This is a genomic window from Pontibacter sp. HJ8, from assembly GCF_054824225.1.
In genome coordinates, this window is record NZ_JSYF01000080.1 from 1 (window position 1) to 21,230 (window position 21,230).

19 protein-coding genes are annotated in these 21,230 nt (G+C 51.4%); 5 read left to right on the plus strand and 14 right to left on the minus strand.

Translation table 11 applies throughout. The features are described 5' to 3' along the window. The coding region (locus tag OB13_RS04850; protein WP_461489019.1) for a DEAD/DEAH box helicase at positions 1-1,629 on the plus strand (1,629 nt) is incomplete at its 5' end. Positions 1,630-1,986: 357 nt separating this feature from the next. Here OB13_RS04850 and OB13_RS04855 read toward each other — a convergent pair. The 4 genes from OB13_RS04855 to OB13_RS04870 all read right to left on the minus strand — a co-directional run bounded on the left by OB13_RS04855 (position 1,987) and on the right by OB13_RS04870 (position 5,024). Beyond that, the gene (locus OB13_RS04855; RefSeq protein ID WP_461489020.1) at positions 1,987-2,442 is read right to left on the minus strand and encodes a ferritin-like domain-containing protein; all 456 of its coding nucleotides are present in this window, start codon (positions 2,440-2,442) and stop codon (positions 1,987-1,989) included. An 81-nt stretch (positions 2,443-2,523) separates the two neighbouring features. Further along, positions 2,524-3,762, minus strand: a complete 1,239-nt coding sequence (locus OB13_RS04860) for a BaiN/RdsA family NAD(P)/FAD-dependent oxidoreductase (RefSeq protein ID WP_461489021.1) — start codon at positions 3,760-3,762, stop codon at positions 2,524-2,526. A 112-nt stretch (positions 3,763-3,874) separates the two neighbouring features. Next, a complete protein-coding gene (locus tag OB13_RS04865; RefSeq protein WP_461489022.1) occupies positions 3,875-4,702 on the minus strand; it encodes an SDR family oxidoreductase in 828 nt (275 codons plus the stop codon). Between the two features lie 46 nt (positions 4,703-4,748). Then, entirely contained in the window at positions 4,749-5,024 is a 276-nt protein-coding gene (locus OB13_RS04870) for a hypothetical protein (protein WP_461489023.1), read from the minus strand. Positions 5,025-5,136: 112 nt separating this feature from the next. Here OB13_RS04870 and OB13_RS04875 point away from each other — a divergent pair, with 112 nt between their 5' ends. From OB13_RS04875 to OB13_RS04885, 3 genes are all read left to right on the plus strand, one after another. Further along, on the plus strand, positions 5,137-6,591 hold the full coding sequence (locus OB13_RS04875) for a phytoene desaturase family protein (protein ID WP_461489024.1): 1,455 nt from the start codon (positions 5,137-5,139) through the stop codon (positions 6,589-6,591). 164 nt (positions 6,592-6,755) lie between these two features. Continuing rightward, positions 6,756-7,595, plus strand: a complete 840-nt coding sequence (locus OB13_RS04880) for a DNA/RNA non-specific endonuclease (protein WP_461489025.1) — start codon at positions 6,756-6,758, stop codon at positions 7,593-7,595. Positions 7,596-7,814: 219 nt separating this feature from the next. Then, positions 7,815-8,702 carry a DNA/RNA non-specific endonuclease gene (locus tag OB13_RS04885; RefSeq protein WP_461489026.1) on the plus strand — a complete coding sequence of 296 codons (888 nt, stop codon included), beginning with the start codon at positions 7,815-7,817 and terminating at the stop codon, positions 8,700-8,702. Positions 8,703-8,768: 66 nt separating this feature from the next. Here the strand turns inward: OB13_RS04885 and OB13_RS04890 are convergent, their stop codons facing one another. Beyond that, on the minus strand, positions 8,769-9,173 hold the full coding sequence (locus OB13_RS04890; RefSeq protein WP_461489027.1) for a nuclease A inhibitor family protein: 405 nt from the start codon (positions 9,171-9,173) through the stop codon (positions 8,769-8,771). Between the two features lie 127 nt (positions 9,174-9,300). Here OB13_RS04890 and OB13_RS04895 point away from each other — a divergent pair, with 127 nt between their 5' ends. After that, entirely contained in the window at positions 9,301-10,176 is an 876-nt protein-coding gene (locus tag OB13_RS04895) for an SDR family oxidoreductase (RefSeq protein WP_461489028.1), read from the plus strand. A 193-nt stretch (positions 10,177-10,369) separates the two neighbouring features. Here OB13_RS04895 and OB13_RS04900 read toward each other — a convergent pair whose 3' ends face one another. The 9 genes from OB13_RS04900 to OB13_RS04940 all read right to left on the minus strand — a co-directional run. After that, positions 10,370-11,020 (minus strand): SCO family protein, encoded by a 651-nt coding sequence (locus OB13_RS04900; RefSeq protein WP_461489029.1) that lies wholly within the window; start codon positions 11,018-11,020, stop codon positions 10,370-10,372. Positions 11,021-11,031: 11 nt separating this feature from the next. After that, the gene (locus OB13_RS04905; protein WP_461489030.1) at positions 11,032-11,838 is read right to left on the minus strand and encodes a formylglycine-generating enzyme family protein; all 807 of its coding nucleotides are present in this window, start codon (positions 11,836-11,838) and stop codon (positions 11,032-11,034) included. Positions 11,839-11,858: 20 nt separating this feature from the next. Further along, positions 11,859-13,334 (minus strand): copper-containing nitrite reductase, encoded by a 1,476-nt coding sequence (nirK, locus tag OB13_RS04910; protein WP_461489031.1) that lies wholly within the window; start codon positions 13,332-13,334, stop codon positions 11,859-11,861. A gap of 187 nt (positions 13,335-13,521) precedes the next feature. Then, entirely contained in the window at positions 13,522-14,508 is a 987-nt protein-coding gene (locus tag OB13_RS04915) for a Gfo/Idh/MocA family protein (protein ID WP_461489032.1), read from the minus strand. A gap of 94 nt (positions 14,509-14,602) precedes the next feature. Further along, positions 14,603-15,952, minus strand: coding sequence for a GntP family permease (locus OB13_RS04920; protein WP_461489033.1), 1,350 nt, complete (start codon positions 15,950-15,952; stop codon positions 14,603-14,605). 1 nt (position 15,953) lies between these two features. After that, positions 15,954-17,852: a decarboxylating NADP(+)-dependent phosphogluconate dehydrogenase gene (gene gnd / locus OB13_RS04925; protein ID WP_461489034.1), complete on the minus strand. Its 1,899-nt coding sequence runs from the start codon at positions 17,850-17,852 to the stop codon at positions 15,954-15,956. 122 nt (positions 17,853-17,974) lie between these two features. Further along, positions 17,975-19,942 (minus strand): glycoside hydrolase family 172 protein, encoded by a 1,968-nt coding sequence (locus OB13_RS04930; protein ID WP_461489035.1) that lies wholly within the window; start codon positions 19,940-19,942, stop codon positions 17,975-17,977. Between the two features lie 57 nt (positions 19,943-19,999). Next, the gene (gene arr / locus OB13_RS04935) at positions 20,000-20,440 is read right to left on the minus strand and encodes an NAD(+)--rifampin ADP-ribosyltransferase (protein WP_461489037.1); all 441 of its coding nucleotides are present in this window, start codon (positions 20,438-20,440) and stop codon (positions 20,000-20,002) included. A 320-nt stretch (positions 20,441-20,760) separates the two neighbouring features. After that, the coding region (locus tag OB13_RS04940; RefSeq protein ID WP_461489036.1) for a cupin domain-containing protein at positions 20,761-21,230 on the minus strand (470 nt) is incomplete at its 5' end.

The following is a 21,230-nucleotide window of genomic DNA, read 5'->3' on the forward strand; positions in this document are numbered from 1 at the left end:
GAACTTGCCATACAGGTAGCTGGAGAGATCCAGAAATTAATCAAGTATAAACCTAACATCAGCATTGTACCGATCTACGGCGGTCAGGCTTACGACCGTCAGTTGCGTGCTTTGAAGCAAGGGGTACAGATCGTGATCGGTACGCCGGGCCGCGTGATGGACCACATTGAGCGTGGTACCTTAAAGCTCGACAAGATCAAAAAAATCATCCTGGACGAAGCGGATGAAATGCTCGACATGGGTTTCCGGGACGATATCGAATTCGTATTGAGCAAAATGCCGGAAGAACGCCAGACGATCTTCTTCTCGGCTACTATGTCCAAGCCGATCATGGACCTGACCAAGCGTTACCAGACTGATCCGGTGATTGTGAAGGTGGTTCATAAGGAACTGACGGTAACCAATATCGACCAGGTATACTTCGAAGTGCGTAACAGCATGAAGCAGGAAGTGCTTTCGCGCATCCTCGACATGTATAACATGAAGTCGGTTATCATCTTCTGCAATACCAAGCGTATGGTAGACGAACTGGTAACCAACCTGCAGTCCCGTGGTTATTTTGCAGATGCCCTGCATGGTGACCTCAACCAGAACCAGCGTTCCAACGTGATGGGCAAGTTCCGTAACGCAACACTCGAGATACTGGTGGCTACTGACGTGGCCGCCCGTGGTCTGGACGTGGAAAATGTGGAAGCGGTATTCAACTATGACCTGCCACAGGACGAAGAAGCATACGTACACCGCATCGGTCGTACGGGTCGTGCCGGCAAGTCGGGAAGAGCATTCTCATTTGTATCAGGCCGTTCGGATATGTACAAGCTGAAGGATATCATGCGCTATACCAAAGCCAATATCCAGCTGCAGCAGGTACCTACCTACGACGACGTAAACGAACTTCGTACGAGCGCATACCTTGAAAAAGTGCGTGAAATACTGGAGAAAGGCAACCTGACCAAGCATATTGCTAAAATTGAGTCGCTTGTAAACGAAGATTATACTTCGCTTGAAATTGCAGCTGCTCTTCTTAAAATGAGCATCAAAGAAGCCAAGACCAAAGAAGCTGGCAAAGAGGCTGAAAAAGGACTTGGTGTTACGAAAGATGGTTACGACCGCCTGTTCATTACAATCGGCAAGAAAGACCGGGTGCATCCGAAAGACCTGATTGACCTGCTAAGCCAGAACGCGGATATTCCTGCTTCTAAAGTAGGCGACATCGACCTGTACGACAAGTTCAGCTTCGTGGAAGTGCCTACCGAGTACACAGCCGATATCCTGCAGAAAGTAGGCCGTATTGAAGTGGAAGGCCGTATGGTGATCGTAGAGAAGTCTGAGAAGAAAGGCGCTGGCGGCAAAGAAGGCGGTTTCGGCTTCGGCGGTGGTGACAGAGACAGAGGCGATCGCGGCGGAAGAAGAGAAGGTGGTTTCGGTGGAGACCGGGAGCGTGGCAGCTTTGGCGGCGGCGATCGTGGTCCTCGCAGAGAAGGTGGCGGTGGCTACGGAGGCGGAGGAAGCCGTTTCGGTGGCAGAGGCGACCGTGATTCCAGAGGAGGTGGTAGTGATCGTCGCAGCAGTGGCGGTGGCGACAGAGACAGAGGGGATCGTGGCGGTTTCCGCAAAAAAAGATTCTAATTCCGTCTAACCTGTAAGCAGGCTGGACGTATAATGAGATATACAACAATTAAAGTGTAAAAAGCTTTCTAGGTTGTAAAAACAGGCTGACTTGAAACGTCAGCCTGTTTTGTTTTAAAATTATTTTTAACTCATGCAACCCGGCTATACCTGTTCCCGTAAAAACGGATATCATAAAAAGGTTGGAAGATTATTCTTACTGCTTATGCAGTTAGAACTGATAAGCCTGACATCAGACGGATGTCAGGCTTATTATTTTTATACCTCTCCTGTTTACTGCTAGCTCCCAAAATCCAGCCCACAAAAAAAGGAGCCGGAGCTCCTTTCTTATATTCTCGCTTTTAATGAAGCTATACCTTACGCATTTTCCCGGGCGCTGTCGCGCAGGGAGCGGATGTGGTCGTGGGCATTTTTTACATCACGGTACTGCTGCTCCACGATCGGTTTCAGCTCGCCGGGCAGGTTCTTGTTAACGGCTTCTTCGTATGCTTTCACAGCATAGTCTTCGCCGCGCTCGCATTCTTCCAGGATACGCTTTCTGTCTTTCGAGGAAAGAGCCGATTTAATATCGATCCAGGCGCGGTGCACGGTACCTTCCAAAGAGCTGGACTCATCGTCCGTTTTCCCCATTCTGTGCAGCTGGTCCTGCAGCTCGGTGATCATACTGTCACGCTGCACGGCATATTTTCGGAAGAGTTCTTTCAGGTCCTGATCTTCTACATCTTCAGCAGCTGTCTTGTAGCCTTTTACCCCATCTTTGCATCTTTCGATGAGATGGTGTACGGTTGAAAACACTTCTTTATTACTTTCCATAGTCTTAGTTATTTGTTGATTTGTAAGCAGATGTACTGATTTACAGTCGTTTTGGTTACCAATCATAAATATATGGCTATGTTAAGATATGGAAGCAGCAATGGCTTTTCCGGCCAGGTAACCCGTAGTCCAGGCTGCCTGAAAGTTAAATCCTCCGGTGATGCCGTCGATATCGAGCACCTCGCCGGCGAAGTAAAGCCCTGCCTGCTGACGGCTCTCCAGCGTTTTCATGTTCACCTGGCTCAGGTCGATTCCGCCGCAGGTGACAAATTCTTCTTTGAAGGTGGTTTTTCCTTTTACCTCGATAGGCAGCCGTAGCAGCGCTTCGACCAGTTTGTTTGTGTTTTTAGCGGGCAGCTCGCCCCAGATCGTTTCTGCCGGAACCTCAGCCATCATGGTCAGGGCCTTCCAGAGACGCTGCGGTAATCCGAAGAGGGGATTTGTCGCGACCACTTTTTTTGGATGGGCCTTCCGATAGTTCTGGAGGTGTTCCCGCAGACTTTCCTCCGTATAGCCTGGTATCCAGCTGATAAGGGCGGTGAAGTGATACTGCTGCTCATGAAACAGGCGTGCTCCCCAGGCCGAAAGCTTGAGCACGGCCGGACCGCTGTAGCCCCAGTGCGTGATGAGCAGCGGCCCTTCATAATCCAGCTTTTGCCCGGCAATGCGTACCCGCGCTTCAGCCACCGCTATACCTTGCAGTTCTTTCAGCGGGGAAGCAGGCACATTGAAGGTAAAAAGCGAAGGCACCGGCTCCTTGATCGGATGCCCCAGTTCCCGCAGCCAGTCGTAACTTTGTGATTTGGGATTACCGCCGGTACAGACAAGCAGCCTGTCGGCCTCTATGATTTTGCCGCCACTCAGGTATAGCAGGAAGCTCCGTTCACCGTTGCCATTCAGTTGCGGCACGATACGATCCACGCCTATACCTGTTTTTATCTGAACGCCTGCCTTTCGCGCTGCCAGCATCAGGCAGTCGATGATCGTTTCAGAATTATCGGTAACAGGAAACATGCGTCCGTCGGGTTCTGATTTCAGTTTCACGCCACGCGACTCAAACCAGGAGATCGTCTCGGCAGCGCCAAAAATTTTGAAAGCTTCTTTGAGTGGCTTGGCTCCCCGGGGATACTGCTGCGAGAAAACAGATGGCACAAAGCAGTTGTGGGTCACATTGCAGCGTCCGCCCCCGGAAACGCGGACTTTCCCAAGGAGTTTAGTTGTCTTCTCCAGCAACACCACCTGATGTCCGGGATTGGCCTCCGCACACGTGATCGCTCCGAAAAAGCCGGCTGCACCGCCGCCTATAATAACTACTTTCATTAAAAATGAATTGCTAACTTGTTTGATGGCTAAATTGTTGATGCCTCATGCACAGTGCGTCTGTTTCAATCCTTTAACAATGCAGCCATTTAACCATTAAAAGGCAAAGATACTAAAAGAAAGCCATCGGGTCGGGGTGCCGGAAAACGTAGGATAGGTCCTCTTTCAGTTTCCGGCTGTTGATCAGCTTGAACTTTGTTTCTTCCATGTCCAGAAAAGTGGGCGGCTCGAGCCCCAGATCCAGGGCTGCCTTGGCATAAAACTCCCGGCGCAGCGGGTGCTCGTCAGCACAGGCGTGGTATACCTGGCCCCACTTTTCCTGCTGCACGATACGCTGCAAAATACCCAGGCAATCGTCCAGGTGGATCAGGTTAACAGGAGCATCGCCGTTGAGCAAATTCTGCTTACCCGCCATAAAACGTCCCGGATGACGGCTGCCGCCTGTGAGGCCTCCGAAGCGTACGATCGTAGTCATCCAGTCCTCGCTATCCTGGAACAGCTTTTCAGCCAGAAGCAGTGTGTTTTCAGGTTCCTGCTCTTCTGTAAACATACTATCCTCTTCGGTGATGATGCGGTTCAGATCCGGGTATACGGAAGTGGAAGAAACAAACAGTACCCGGCTGACAGGGGAGTCGCGCAGGGCATTGTAGAGCCGGTGCATTTGCCGGAGATAACTATCCCCGCCATCAGAACGCAGTTTGGGCGGTATGTTCAAGACCAGAACTTTGGTATTGAGAAAGTCCTGCAGGTGCTGCTCAACCAAAGCCGGGTCCAGCAGGTTCAGCAGAAAAGGGTTTATCTGTTTTTCCTGCAGCAAAGCCAGTTTGGGCTCGGAGGTAGTGGAGCCGTTTACCCGGTAGCCTGATTGTACGAAACTCTCTGCCAGGGGAAGGCCAAGCCAGCCACATCCCAGTATGCTAATATCTGCTTTCTCTTTCATCTTTACATTTTTTACCAAGCCGAACTACTCAAACCGGCCATGGTTATCAGAATCCGGCGCTATACCTGTCCAGTGCCATATCGACCAGGATGGGCAGGATCATCACCAAAAGAAATAAGGCCACCGCTGCTGCTACCTTTACATGTTGCTGTTTGCCCTGCAGCCGCAGCATCAGTACATGCCCCAGTACAAATCCCAAGACTGCCAGAACGGCAGTGATCAGTACCATCAGAACAAAATCGTTTGTCACCACCCGGGCGATGAGCCAGGAGCTGAGAACGGGCAACAACCGAATGGTCTGGTCGATGGGCGAATGTGTCATAAACTGTAAGGGAAGGTATAGCTGCTTTTATCTGTTAAACGAACATTACGTTTATACTCCTGTTATACCTGGCAAACTCAACTTCGTGTTTCCGGAACAAAGTAAAGCATAAATGAAGTACGATGTAATACTTATCGGATCTGGTTTTGGGGCACTAACGGCAGCAGCACTACTGGTGAAGCAGGGGCTGCAGGTATGCGTGCTGGAGCAGGCCAAATATCCTGGGGGCTGTTCCTCTTCTTTTAAACGCAAAGGCTACTGGTTCGAGACGGGAGCCACTACGCTGGTGGGACTGGACGAACACATGCCCCTGCGCTACCTGTTGGAGGAAACCGGCATACAGCTACCCCTCCGCAAGCTGGAAACGCCCATGCAGGTCCACCTGCAGGATGGCCAGTTGCTGACCCGCTATACGCAGCTCGACGCCTGGATACAGGAAGCGGAACGGGTATTCGGCAAAGAGAACCAGCGACCGTTCTGGGTACATTGTTACAAGATCAGCCGGGAGGTGTGGCGCACTTCACTGGAGCAAAGGAGTTTTCCCATTTCCAATTTTCAAGACTTGCTGCAGTCGGTAAGGCACGCCCGGCTACACCAGTTACAGCTAGTACCGGGCGCGTTCCGGACGATGCGGGATGTGCTGAAAAAGTATGGCCTATTGGAGAACAGGCTCTTTGTCGACTTTGTCAATGAGCAACTGCTGATCACGGCACAAAATCACCTGGAGGAAGTGAACGAGCTGTTTGGCGCTACCGCCCTGTGCTATACCTTGTATGGCAACTACTACGTGGAAGGTGGACTGATCAATCTGGTGCGGCCAATAGAAGCCTATCTCCGGGAGCATGGCTCCACCATACGCTACAGGCACTCGGTCAAAGAAGTCATACCTACGGGTGGTGGCTATGAGGTACTGAGTTCGGGCGGCACTTACCAGAGCCGCTTCATTATCAGTGGCATACCGCTCAACGATACCCTGAACATGTTTCAGGACGATCAGGTAAGGGCGCGCCTGCAGCGCTATACCTTTCCCTCCGAACTATTGAACGGCGCCTTCACCATGGGGCTCGTTGTCCGGGATCTACCGCCGCCGCAGGTGCTGCACCACCAGGTACATGTGCCGGAGGGACTGCCCTCTACCGGAAGCAAGAGCTTCTTTGTCAGCTTTAGCCACCCGGACGATCACCTGCGGGCTCCCAAAGGAGAAACCGTGGTCGCCATCAGCACTCATGTACCAGACCCTGTCCAGTCCTACATAGCAGACAAGCAGCCGCTCGAAGAAGCTATCCTGGAAGTGATGGAGCGACGGGGACTGCTGTGCAAAGAAAAGATCGTATACCGGGATTCGGCCACGCCCGGTGCCTGGATATTCTGGACACAGCGGGCCTACGGGATGGTAGGAGGCTATCCGCAGTACTGCCACGTAAAGCCCTGGCAAATGAAAGATGCGCGCCTGGACCATAAAGGTGCGTATATTTGCGGCGATACCGTTTACCCGGGACAAGGTATAGTCGGCACCTGCCTCAGTGGCATCATTGCCGTCCAGAAACTAATGCAGGACCATCTCTGAGAATATTTTTCAAAAACTGAAATAAGGCATACTATACCTGCCGGGAGATAAGTTTAAGGTATAGCCATGGCATTCATATGCCGTTCGAATGCCTCCAGGGTATGGCTCGCAAATCAATTTATAATTTCCTGAATCTGCCCGGCAGCGCTTAGCTGCCACTTTTTATGCTTAAAACTATACGAAAATGGGCTTCGCTCGCATCGCTGAGCCTGTTGCTGATTGCCTGCTCGGAGGAGGAGGTAAAACCCGTTCACCAGCAGGAAGATAACCTGGCGATGGGGAATCCCAGTGGCGCTTACACGGCATTCGACAATTACCTGGTCGAAAAGCCCCAGTATACCTTGTCCTATAACAGTTATCGCGGTACGCCCAACTGGGTAAGCTGGCACCTGAGCAGTGCCTGGCTGGGCAGCGCGCCACGCCAGGACGATTTTAGGGCTGACAATACGCTTCTGAACACTTTCTACAAGGTCCTACCTGGAGACTACACCAACAGTGGCTTTGACCGGGGACACAATACACCTTCTGCCGACCGGACCCTGACGTTGGAAGACAACTCGGCCACTTTCCTGATGTCCAACATCATACCCCAAGCGCCAACCAACAACCAGCAGACCTGGGCCAACCTCGAAAATTATTGCCGCCAGCTGGTCGGCGAGGGCAATGAGTTGTATGTGATCATGGGCAGCTACGGAAAGGGCGGGACCGGAAGCAACGGATTCAAAGAAACGCTGGCAGGAGGGAAGGTTACAGTTCCGAACCGTATATGGAAAGTGATCGTGGTGTTGCCTGCCGGAACAAACGACGTGAGCCGTGTGACATCCAGCACCCGCGTCATTGCGGTAGATACACCTAACTCCAACAGTGTGGAGGCTAACTGGTCAACTTACCGCACAACTGTAGATGCCATCGAAGCTAAAACAGGCTACAATTTGTTATCTTTTATACCTGTCTCAATTCAGGATGTGATCGAAGCCCACGTTGACAATGGCTCGATTCTGTAAACTCAACACCTGGACGTGGCTTTTTTATAACTTTATTTATTACTGACAAGAAGAGGGCACTCCAGTACAGCTATCAATAATGGCTCATTCTAGCAGGATGAAAGGTTATTATAGGGCAATAGAAAGAAAAATTAAATTGGAAATAAAATTATAATATTGGGATAATGATTAAGCAATTTAAGTATAGCACCTTTGCTATGTAACTTAAACCTATAAACAATGCTTAAACATTTACGCCGTACGATGTATCTGTCCCTGATAGGATGGGTGCTGGTTTCCTGTTCAGAGGAAAATATTACCCCCCAGGCCAATCAACAGGATATTGGCTCTACCACTCAAATAGCCAATGCTACGGCTACAAAAGACAGCAATAGGGGGATGGGAAACCCAAGTGGTGCCAATACCAGTTACTCAAATTATCTTATCGACAAGGCGCAGTATTCCATGTCCTACAACAGCTATCGCGGAACACCTAACTGGATTAGCTGGCACTTGAGCAATGCATGGTTAGGCAGCACGCCACGTCAGGATGACTTCCGGGCAGACAATTCTTTGCCAAGCGCTTTTTACAGAGTACAGCCTTCCGATTATACCGGCAGTGGCTTTGACAGAGGACACAACACCCCCTCGGCAGACCGAACATTGACGGTTACTGATAACTCGGCTACCTTCCTGATGTCCAACATGATTCCGCAGGCGCCTACCAACAACCAGCAGACCTGGGCCAACCTTGAGAACTATAGCCGCAAACTGGTTAGCCAGGGCTATGAATTGTATGTGATCATGGGCAGCTACGGAAAAGGAGGCACAGGAAACAACGGCTATACTGAAACACTGGCTGGTGGTAAAGTGACGGTTCCGAACCGGATCTGGAAGGTGATTGTGGTATTGCCTGTCGGAACAAGCGATGTTAGCCGTGTAACGACCAGTACACGCATTATCGCCATCGATACGCCAAATTCAAATAGCATCAGTACCAGTTGGGGTACCTATCGCACGACAGTAGATGCTATCGAAGTCAAGACTGGGTATAATATTCTTTCCAATGTACCTGCCTCTATACAGGACGTGATCGAAGCCCGCATTGACAATGGCCCAACTTTGTAAAGGAAATGTATATTAATGAATGTAAAGCCCCGGTCATGAAAGCCGGGGCTTTTTCTTAGCAACAGTTCAGGTTTCGACTACCACTGTTTTAAGGCCGGCAATTTGCCCATCGGGCGTTTTACCCAGTATAAGCACCGATATCCGGTTTTCCCCGACGCGGTATGCCTTTACATCCTGCAGCAACTCGTACAGCTTGTCCTGCAACTGCTGAAATCGTATTCCCTGTTGTTGGCTTTCGTTCCCGTTTTCCGAATTTACCCGTGTCATATTCCGTAAAAAATAATCGACTTCCTGGACTTCGATCTTGTACTGAGCCGGCATACCTGCCAGTTTGCGGACAGTGTCTTCGTTCAGCTCACTGACTGTATGCTCTTCGTCATAATAAAACTCAAACGGCTCATCGGTTTCGCTCTGCATCAGCAATCCGTTTACCGCATCCTTCAGTTCTTTTTCTATTTGTTTCAGCTCCATAGTGTAGGTCTTGTTTGAAAAGAATCTATCTTTTTCTGATTTAAAATACCCCCGATTAGTATCTTTATAACTATCCGGGGTGATGGTATTATACGTTACTCTTTAAACTATAAACGTAGCTGTGCTTATGAAAGCAGAACCCATGCTGAAAGAAGGTGCTCTGAAGGGCAAAACGATAATTGTAACCGGTGGCGGTACAGGGCTTGGCCGCTCCATGACCAAGTATTTCCTGGAGTTAGGTGCCAATGCCGTTATCTGCAGCCGCAAGCAGGAGGTACTGGAGCAGGCAGCACAGGAACTGATGCAGGAGACCGGTGGACAGGTACTGCCCGTGGTATGCGATGTGCGCAAGTATAACGAGATCGAAGCGATGCTGCAGGCCACCCTGGAAAAGTTTGGCAGCGTAGATATTCTGGTGAACAATGCGGCTGGCAATTTTGTCAGCCCGACGGAGCGCCTGAGTCACAAAGCATTTGATGTGATTACGGATATCGTGCTAAAGGGCAGCTACAACTGCACCCTGGCGCTGGGCAAGCATTGGATCGAAAAGAAGCAGGAGGGAGCCATACTCAACATCGTCACCACCTATGCCTGGACAGGCTCCGGCTATGTGGTGCCCTCTGCCTGTGCAAAGGCCGGCGTACTGGCGCTGACGCGTTCGCTGGCATCGGAATGGGCCAAGTATGGTATACGCTCCAACGCCATCGCCCCCGGACCATTCCCGACAGAAGGCGCCTGGACGCGCCTCTTCCCGAAACAGTTGGCTGACAAGCTGGACCCTTTGAAGCGTATACCTGTCGGACGTTTCGGAGAGCACCAGGAGTTGGCCAACCTGGCGGCATACCTGGTGTCAGATTATGCCTCCTTCGTAAACGGAGAGGTGGTGACCATTGATGGCGGCGAATGGTTGTATGGGGCCGGTGAATTCAATTCCTTCGACCAGATACCGCAGGAAATGTGGGACGCCATGGAAAAGCAGATGCGCGGGAAAGGACAAGGATAAGTTTTGGAGTTGGGGATTTTGGGAGTTAGAGAGAGAAGAGGGATTTAAATTATCATTTTCGATGCACTCGAAATGACAAATGGCGTGGGGCAAGAAATAACTCTGATCTTTCACTTTGTTCGAAATGACAATAAAACAAAAGCGGCTATACCTGAGTGGTACAGCCGCTTTTGTTTTATACCTAACCTAAAACTTAGATCTTCTGCAGCAGAACTTTGATGGCATTGACTGTTTCATCCGGTGCTATACCTAGTCCTTCTTGCTGGTGAATGATCTCGCCTTGGGGATTGAGTACAGAAATAATATTGGAGTGGGAGATCTCGCCATCGAGCTCTGTTTTGTATTTCATGTTGAGGAGCGCGGCTAGTTCCCGTATGTTGTCCTGCTCACTGGTTAACAGCACCCAGCGGTCGGCGTCCAGCTTGTTGGAGGCAGCAAAAGCCTGCAGCTTCTCCGGCGTATCACGTGCCGGGTCCATCGTGACCAGTACGATGCCTACCTCTTCCCGATTGAGTGCCTCCAACCCGCTTTCAATACGTTTCAAATCGGCCACGATCCGGGGACAGGCATAGCCGCAACTGGTATAGATCATCGCGACCAACTGCACCTTGCCTTGCAGCTGCTCCATTTTCAGGTCTTCCCCCCGCTGATTTTTCCAGTCAGACTCCAGGTTATAGAGCGACATATCCGAAATCCCAACCGAATGAAGTGCCGAAACTGTTTTGGTATCGGACGTGTTGCCCGTTGCCACTGGCTTTGTACAGCAACTACCCGCCTCTTGCTGCTGGCAGGCAGCAAAGGAGAGAATCAGCAACATAAACAGGAAGCTTGTATAGCGTTTCATTTTGATAGAAATTAAAGTTTGGCTGTGGTCTTTACCGGCTGGTCCAGCGCACATCTGAAACCTAGGTTGGCCACCGTATAGTTGGCTTTCAGGCTGGAGCGGAAGGCGTAGCGCATAAAAGCCACATAATTTTTCACGTCACTGGCACCGGTAGAACCGGCTCCGCAGAACAGCTGCCGATCCAGGCTGGAGTTTTGCCTGGACTCGCCCACGATGAGGGCAGAGTTAAAATCGGAGGTCCATTCCCAAACCAGCCCGATCAAGCCGTAAATGCCATAGAAGTTGCGGAAACTTTCCTTCACCGGAGGCAGGTATTTGGGGTTGGGCTGGCTATACCAGTCCAGGCTGCGCTGGTAGAAGCTCGGATCGCTGGAAGCGTCCCGTTTGGTTTCACTGGCCAGGGCGGCATATTCCCATTCATTCACGGTGGGCAGTCGCTTGCCCTGGCATTCGCAATACGCCTTGGCTGCAAACCAGGAAATATTGATCACCGGGCTGTCTTTCACCTTTGCTGCTTCAGCTCCCACACCCAGGTCCGAAGCCCAGTGCTTCAGGTAGCCGGCGTCTGCAAAAAGCTTTTTTACTTCCGACTTCTTCCATTTCGGGTAGGCCGCCACAAATGCTTCGTACTCCGCATTCGTTACCGGGTATTTGTCCAGCAGGAAACCGTTCACAGATACAGCCTGGCTGTTGCTGCCGTAGAGCGGCACAAAAGAGCCTCCCTTTACATGAACCATGTTGGCAGGAGTGCCCTTTTGTGCTTGTGCTATACTACAGGCTCCGAACATCAGCAGTGCTATCAGAAGTCTTCGGATCATGGTAGTAGTTATGAAAGGTATTAATGTTTGTAAGCAGCTTTGGCTTTTTTCACCTGATCGAGCGATATTTCGCCGCCTTTGTTGCCCCAGTTGTTCATCACGAAGGTCATCACGTTGGCAATCTCCTCATCAGATAGTTTCAGCTTGGGCATGGTACTGTTGTATACCTCCCCGTTCACTTTGATCTGTCCTTCCAGTCCGTGTGCCACGACACCGATAGAGCGGTTCACGTCACCGTTCAGGAAGTCAGACTTGGCAAGCGGAGGGAAGGCTCCTTTTATACCCTGGCCCTCTGCCTGGTGGCAGGCCTGGCAGTTTTGTGCATACAGTGTCTTACCCAATTCCAGGCGCATGTCTTTGTTGGAAGCAAAAGCAGCTTTCGGCGTAGCAGATTGAGGCATTTCCTGTACAGTAGAGCCTTCCGGCAGGTATATTTTCTGAGTGGTCTGACCGGAGAATATAGCCAGGTTATCAGGTCCTTCTACTTTCAGCATACCCAGTGCCCCTTTGTTGAAGGTTCTGAAGATGGAGTGGTCCACGAGCACATAGTTGCCGGGTACGTCTACCTTGAATTCTGTGATGGCCGAGCCGCCGGCAGGAACCAGAGTAGTCTGCACGTTTGTGTTGAGGTTGGACCCGCCTTCCGGATGTACTCTGTCGAAGATCTCACCGATCACGTGGAAGGAAGAGACCAGGTTGGGACCGCCGTTGCCCACGAACAGACGCACTTTATCGCCTACCTTAGCCGTGATGGCATTGTCACCTGTCATTGAGCCTACAGAGCCGTTAAATACTACATAGGAAGGTTTCTCATCCAGCGCTTTTTCCATGTCGAAAGGCTGCAGGCCTGGGGCACCGAAAGCACCTTTGGTATAGAAGTCGCCCTGCATGACATAATACTCTTTGTCAACCGGCTGCATACCTTCTTCAGGCTCTACCATGATCAGGCCATACATACCGTTGGCAATGTGCATACCTACCGGTGCAGTTGCACAATGGTACACATACAAACCCGGGTTGAGCGCTTTGAAATTAAAAACCGTTTCCTGACCGGGAGCGGTAAAGGTAGCGCTCGCACCGCCGCCCGGGCCTGTCACAGCGTGCAGGTCAATGTTGTGCGGGTTCTTGCTGTCGGGGTGGTTCATGAGGTGAAACTCCACCTCGTCATTCTGTCTCACCCGTATGAATTTGCCTGGTACGGAACCGCCGAAAGTCCAGAAGGTATAGTCTACGCCATCAGCCAGCTTTTTCACAACTTCCGTTACTTCCAGGCGCACCACCACTTTAGCGGCGTGGCGTCGGGTGATCGGAGCCGGAACCAGAGGGGCATCGGTGAGCTGTGCTTCCAAAACTGGCAGTTCAGCCGGAGCAGTTTCGTTGAGAGAATTCAGGATTTCGGCATTGGTGGTTTTGGTGCCACAGGATGCCACTATGCCCAAGGTATAGATGCCCAGAGCCACCAGCTGTACCGTTTTAAGTAATTGTGAACGTTTCATAAGCGTTGCTGTTAGAGTGTCTTTGATGGTTACAAAAGAACAGCAGCAACTTTTTTATTCTTATGACGGCAGTCACCCGGATACATGACTTATATCACTTATTCTATATATAGATGGTATAACACAGAATAAGCGGCAAGAGAAAGAGGTTCAGCAACTTTGAAACTTACCTCCTTTTCCCATTAGTTTACCTGTCGCATGACCTTCCGACGATCGTATCCATCACCTTGGCAGTACGCGCGGCTGCGGCGCCATTTCCGGAAATCTTTTCCTGGCTCGTCAAGGCGCCTACCATCTGCTCGATAAACGGTTGTTGCACGTGTTGGGGGTAGGGGATCTTGAATTCCTGGCGACCGGCCTGTGTTTCCAATACAATAGTATCGTCTCCAAAAGTAGCATACCTGATTCGTCCGACACTGCCTACGATCTCGGTGCAATCGGTGCGGGCATTTTCAGCGCTGGTAAAACACCAGACCCCGCTGCCGAGTACCCCGGAGTCGAACCGAAAATTAGCCGTTACAATATCTTCCACCTCGTATAAACCGGCCTGGTTGGCAATCTGACCCTGAGCCGAGGCGATCGGGCCGAAGAAATAATCCATCAGGTCCAGCTGGTGCGAAGCCAGGTCGAAGAACAAACCGCCGCCGGCTAACCCGGGCTGCAGGCGCCAGGGCAGGTTTTCTTTCTGCAAATTTGCTTGCGGCGGCTGGTAAAGGCTGATCGTCACGAAACGAATGTCTCCCAGGATACGGGAATCGATCAGCTCTTTTATCTTCCGATAAAAGGGCTGGCTTCGCCTGTAATAGGCTACAAACAAAGGCACCTGCGCCTGCTCACAGGCGGTTATCATTTGCTGGCATTCTGCATAGGTGGTAGCCATCGGCTTTTCTACATACACGGGTTTGCCGGCAGCGGCTACTTTCAGCGTATATTCGGCATGTGAACCGGGCGGAGTGGCAATGTACACGGCATCGACTTCCGGATCGTTGATCAGGGCATCGGCATCGGTATACCATTTTGGAACGTGATGGCGGCGGGCATACTCTTCACATTTGGCCGCATCGCGTCGCATCACGGCCACCAGCCTGGAGTTGGGCACTTTTGAGAAGGCAGGTCCGCTTTTCACTTCGGTTACATTGCCGCAACCTATTATACCCCAACGGATCGTTTTCATTTTGTATTCATTTTGTATTTAGGTTGTAAGGCGCTCGTCTGTTTCATACCGAACAACCGGAGAGCAAGCTTTAAAGCATTCACCCCGGAAAAACTTATAGCAGCACGCTTAGCAGCAATACCGTCAGAAATCCGGAAATGGCAATGAGCGTGGTCACAATTGTCCAGGAGCGGAGGGTCTGGCGCTCGGTCAGGCCGAAATACTTGCTCACCAGCCAGAAGCCGCTGTCATTCACATGCGACAGGATACTGGCCCCGGATGCAATGGCGATCACCAGCAAGGCGCGCTGCATGTCGGTATAAGCCCCACCCTCCAGGAAAGCAGCCGTCATACCCGCCGCCGTGATCATGGCCACGGTAGCAGACCCCTGCAGGATACGGATGGCGGCAGCGGTCAGGAAGGCAAAAAAGAAAGCTGATAAGCCGTAATTGGTCATGACGTCTGCCAGCATTTTGCCGGCCCCGGTTTCCGTCAGGATTTGCTTGAAAACACCGCCCGCACCGGTTATGAGGATGATCAGGCCGGCTGTGCTCAAGGAACCGGAGGTGATACCCAGCAGTTCGCTTCTGCTGAAGCCCCGCCTGATCCCCAGCAGGTACCAGGCTAGCAGGTTAGCCAGTATCAGCGCCACAAAGGGATGCCCGAGCATTTCGATCCAGCTTTTCGCGTCAGCTGACAAAGGTATGCTCTTGCCCCAGGGACTGGCCAGGTAGGTGTTCATCAGGATGAGCAGGAGCGGGAGCCCGACCAACCCGAAGATCATGGCCGGGGAAGGAAGCCGCATAGGACTGACCTCCGCCTCTATAAAGGAAGCAGGGGTTTCTACATGAATTCTTTTGGAAATATAGCTGGCAAACAACGGTCCGCCGACTACTGTGGCAGGTATACCGGCCAATAGTCCTGCTGCGATCACCAGGCCCAGATCGGCTCCCAGTATACTGGCTACAGCCACGGGACCCGGAGTAGGGGGTATGAACGCATGGGTGACGGCCAAACCTGCCAGAAGTGGTATACCGTAATAGAGCAAAGATTTGCCTGTTTTGATCTGAAGGGCATAGACGATCGGTACCAGTATCACAAAGGCCACATCGAAGAAAACTGGAATACTCACCAAAAAGCCGGTGGCAGCCAGCGCCCAGGAGGCACGTTTTTCGCCTGTTTTCTGAAGAATGTACCCGGCCAGCACCTGCACGCCACCCGAACTTTCCAGGATGGCTCCGAACATGGCTCCCAATCCCACTACAACTGCAATGTAGCCCAGGGTGCTGCCCATACCTGTCTGGATATTCTGGATGATATCCCCGGCCGGCATACCTGCCAGCAAACCCACCGCAATGCTTGAAAGGAGCAGGGATAAGAAAGCCTGTATCTTGACGTACAGAATCAGAAACAACAGCAGGGCGATACCGGCAAGAACGGCCAGCAACAGGGTATAGTCCACCATCTTACAAAGGCTTCCAGTTCGTGTGGAAGTATTCGCCTGCCGGCTTGTCTTTGCGCTGGTAGGTATGGGCTCCAAAGTAGTCGCGCTGCGCCTGTATCAGGTTTGCAGGAGAATCGGCCGTTGTATAGCCCAGGTAATAATTAAGGGCAGCAGCCAGTACTGGCAAAGCAAACCCGTGCTGGAGGCCCTGTCCGACTACGTCGCAAAAGTCAGGCTGCCAGCTTTTCATGCGGGAGACAACAGGCGGGGCAGTCAGGATACTGGCTTCGGTCTTAAAGAGCCCGGCCAGTTCCTCCATCAGCACCGAGCGAATGATGCAGCCGTTGGTCCAAATGCGGGCTATTTCGCTGAAGTTCAGTTGCCATTGGTGCTTCTCTGAAACCTGGCGCATCAGGTTGAATCCGATCTCATGGTTGACGATGCGGGCAGCCTGGTAGGCGTTCTTCAAACTGCGGATAAATTCCTCCCGGTCTGCCTGGGGGCTGCCGGTCTGCTGTTGGTAAAGCTGTGCGGCTTTTACCCGGCTGGCTTTCATGGCAGAGAGGGCCCGCGCCATCACAGCTTCCGATAACGAATTGTAGGGGACGCCATATTCCAGTGCCGCCCCAACCGACCAGCCACCCGTCCCTTTTTGCTCGGCCTGGTCCACTATTTTGTCGAGAAGCAGTTCATCATCTTCTTTCTTTTGCAGGATATCGATCGTGATCTCTAACAGGTAGCTTGCCAATTCACCCGCCTGCCAGTCACGAAACACGTGGACAATTTCTTCCGGAGTCAGCTTGAGAAAGTAGCGCAACAGGTAATAAGCTTCTGCCAGTACCTGCATTTCGGCGTACTCGATCCCGTTGTGCACCATTTTGACAAAGTGCCCGGCGCCTTCCGGACCGATATAGGCTGCGCAGGGCTGGCCTGATTTGTCTTTTGCTGCTATCAGGTCGAGGAACCAGGCCACCAGTTCGTAGCCCTGCCTGGCGCCTCCGGGCATGATCGACGGGCCTTTCCGGGCACCTTCTTCGCCGCCTGAAATCCCGGTGCCAACATAGAGTATCCCTTTCGTTTCGAGCAGAGCTCCTCTCCGGGCAGTATCTTTATAATAGGAGTTTCCCCCATCGATCACGACATCTCCGGGCTCCAGCAGCGGGAGCAGTTCTTCTATCTGGGCATCGATGGCGCCTGCATAGATCATGAGCAGCACCTTTCGGGGCTTGTCCAGCGACTGCACAAACTCCTCAAGTTTGTCATAGCCTTTCAAGTTTGCAAGAGCCGGGTTTTCAGAAACGATGGCGGCGGCTATACCTTCCTCTTTGCCGGGCACATGGCGGTTATAGACCGCGACACGGACGCCACGGCCGGCCAGGTTTAGCGCAAGGCTTTTGCCCATCACACCCAGGCCTATGAGGCCAAATTCAGAAAGAGGGAGCATATGCTTTAGTTTTGTTACAATTTCCTGAACGATCTGCTCAGGACTCAGGGAAACATCTACATGTATACCATACGCAGGTTTTTCCAAAGCTTCCAGCTGGGAGTCGAGCAGAATGGGGGGCATGTAGTGGGCGTGCCTGGCCTGCAGTCTTTCCAAGATCGTAGCCCGGGAACCATCCAGGTAGATCCAGTTGATATGCGGCACGGTCTGCAAGATCTGGCGGTAGCGCTCTTTGAGGGCAGAACAAGCCAGCACAGCGCCGCCTTCCTTCTCCCATACCTGTATATTTGCAGCCAGTTGGCTGAGCCAGGGCATACGGTCCTCATCGGTGAGCGGTATACCGTTCCTCATTTTCTCCACGCTGTTCAAGGGATGAAAATCATCGGCATCATAAAAGGGGAGACCTAGTTGAACAGCCAGCTTCTGCCCCACGGTGGTTTTACCACTTCCCGATACACCCATTACAATGAATATCATATTTGAATGTAATTATTTTCAGACAGATAACAAGACAGCAGCGAAAAATCTAAGCGGAAAGGAAGCCTACCGATGTTTCTATGAAATTTGATAAAGTGCTGCTTTGATCAGATCCTACGCGATTATTTCGTTCCTTCAATTTTCTCGAAAAGAAAACTAAACACACGCACGGACGCCGTGTCGGAAGGTCTTTTGCGCAAAGTGATCGTTTTCATGTCGTCCGTTATTTCAATTTCACCGGCATATACTGTTTTCCCGCCTTGTTCAGGTGCTTCGATGTCTGTGGGTATCCAGCCCGATATCTGGGAAGATCGCTGCCATACGCTGAAAGGACTTCCCTTGTCTGTTTTGCCGTGTTCGATGTATACCTTGTAGCGGCCATTGTCTAAGCCCTGCAACGATACCTGTACCACAGGAACAGCATCTATATCAACTTTTGCCGTCCACGAATCAGAAGGATTTAAGCCGAATACGATGGAAGGCTCCTGGTAATCGGCGGTAGCCAGCCAGTACAGGGAGTACACCATTCCCTGGGGAGTTAGTTTATGCTTTTGCGGTAGCTTCGTGATGGTATCGTCTATCCTGATTTCCGTGTTTTCGAATTGCGGCTGATCGGCATAAAACAAACCAACGGAGGTATAATCGGTTTTCACATTTATTTTGTCTTCCGGCTGATGCTCGATCGTAAGCCGGAGCGAATCGGAGAAGTTCAGTTTATCAGCCAGGTAGAAGCGGTAGCCGCCTGTCCGTGAAGTCATCAGGTCGTAGGCCAGGGCACCGTGTATGGGCAAACTCAGGCCCTTGTCCCACTTATCGGTTACTGCATACCAGCCGCCGTTGAAATAATCTTCAGAGCCGGTGCCATGCAACTGCAGCTTCCCATCGATAAAGGCGCGGTCATCTCCTTCAAAATAATACGTGCTACCTTCTTCCAGGCCCTGGGTCTGCAGGATGGTTCCGATATAATGCCCTCGCCCTTTCACACTGGCAATCAGATGCGGAACAGCTTGCGGTATGTTATACTCCCTTCTGGACTGCGCATACAACTTCCCTTCGGTAGCTGCATCCCGTTTGTCCGGAGTATAGTAGATGGTGCCTGAGACCAGTATTTCTTCAGGATCACCAGCCATACCTTTATCGTAATGCAGTTTCACTTCTGCCGAGCGGTCGAAGGGCATGGGTAAATAGGAATACAGCTTATTGTTATCTGATCCCAGCAGCATGGATTGCATGGCTGGTTTGCCGAACGCAAAGCCGAAAAAATTGTGCAGTGGCAATTCAAGTGCATGCCTTTTCTCCTTGTCCCAGCGGGCGGTCAGCAATACTTTTTGGTAGGCTTGCAGCAGGTCGCTTCCGGCACCCAGTTCTATCCCCACGATGCGTCCTCCTTTCTTCATTTTAAAGAGGATTGCCTCGGCGCCCTTCCGCAGTACCACGTTTACCTTCTGTGCCTTTACCTTGTTGCCGTACAAAAGGAGAGGTGCTGTTTGTTTGTCCCAGGCGGCAGCGATTTTATCCAGATCAGCTTGATGCTGGCCCAGCAGGGCGGGTGAGAAGGAGGGCATTTTTTCATCTTCTTCCAGGCTGCGGTACTGTATCTGGTGAAAGCGGAGGTTTTTTCCGGTATAAATGATCTTCAACGATCTTTCGTAAGGTATAGGCAGGTAACAATAATAGCCTCCCAACTGGCTGCCACTAAGCGGAGCCACGAAGGGATACTGTTTTCCTGAAAACAGGTCGATAAACGGAATGCTGATCCTGGGTTTTGTTTCGCCGTTAAAGTAGAATTTAACTGTGTCCGCTTCGGGGGTAGGTGTCCAGATGCGGTTCACTACGCCGGGGCCTTTCAGGTCTGCCATCACCAGCCCTTCAGGATCTTTTCGTACAGCGGAGTACTTCCCCGAAAACCCATCGTCATTGCCCCCGGTTCTGTCGTAGCTTGAGAGCTGTTCCATCGTGCCGGAGCGGTACAACGGAAGCCGGGAGACATCTGCCAGATTGAGTAACTCCTTTCGGTAATTGTTATTTTGCGCAGCTACATTTAAACAGGCACCCAGGAAGAGTACGGTAACCACTAAAAGTCTCGTCATACGGAGGAAGTAATTTGCGATAAATAATTGATCATTAGTCCGATTGTCAATTTTTACTCAATCCTCGATTGCTTCAATGCCAAGTTCCTTCAGTCGCTCCAGGTGCTCCTTCATGGCCGTGAGCTGTTCCGGTGAATGGCCCTGCCAATCGGTCACTTCACCAGAGACCCGAAGCGGATCCCGCGTACGGTATGACCTTGTCGGATTACCCGGGTACTTCTTGTCCGTCAGATTAGGATCATCTTCGATCGGGCCTGTCGGCTCTACTATATAAATCCGGCCTGGTCCTTCGCCCCAAGCAAGTTCAGCTCCCCAGATAGCCGCATCCAGGGTGGCGGTCAGGTAGACAAAGGACGCTTTCTTTCGCTTCCCGTAGTTTGAAGTATAGCCGGGTTCAATCAGGTCTCCCGGCATCAGATCAGCCTTCGTGCCATGGTAGAGCCGTTGTGCGCTCAGGTCTATTGACTTGTCCTCACTTCTGTTTGTTTTCATGGGCATCCGTTGTTGGTTGATGTCTTTTCTGTCTTTGTGCTGTCGTTGCAAGGTGCGCCTTCCTTTTGCCATACCTGTTGGTTTGTAATCAGTTGGCTAAGCCAAGGTATACGGTCTTCATCCGGGAGGGGTATAGCCTTTCGCATTTTCTCCATGCTGGCCTCAAATTGAAAGCTACCAGCATCCTAGAAGAAGACTAAGCGGAACAGTCAGCTTTTGACCTGCAGTAGCTTTTCCATTTCATAGTATCCCTTAACGAAAAACCACCCGGCTTTGGAAGCCGGGTGGTTTCAGGCAAATGCTTTACACTTTTACTTCGAATTGACTTAATTCATCGGCGATTTCTTTCTCGGATCATCCGAAGGATTTACATACGTGATCTCGAACGGGCCCATAGCGTCTAACTGGAAAACGACCGAGTCTTTTGTAAAGGCATAGTGCTCAAACTTGGCCGGCATGACAGCATACCCGCCCTCTTTGAGCGTGGTCGCCGCTGTGGGGTCCAACTTCTTTCCTGCTCCCATGTAGAGCGTCCCTTTCAGCACGGTTACGTTTTCAGTAGAGGGGTGCCAGTGTGGGGCGATCTTATAGTTGGCAGGTAGCGATACCCGGATCGCAAAGGGGCCTTCTTTTGCAGGGTCGCCTTTCAGTACGGCTATTCTGGCGCCTTTCGGCAATCCCGGAGGACCATCCTGCCATTGCAGCTTATCCTGGTTCTTCATGACATGGTCAGCTGTTGTCTGATGCGACTTGGTTGTATGTTCCTGCGCTACTGCAGGCAAGGTATAGGCAAAAA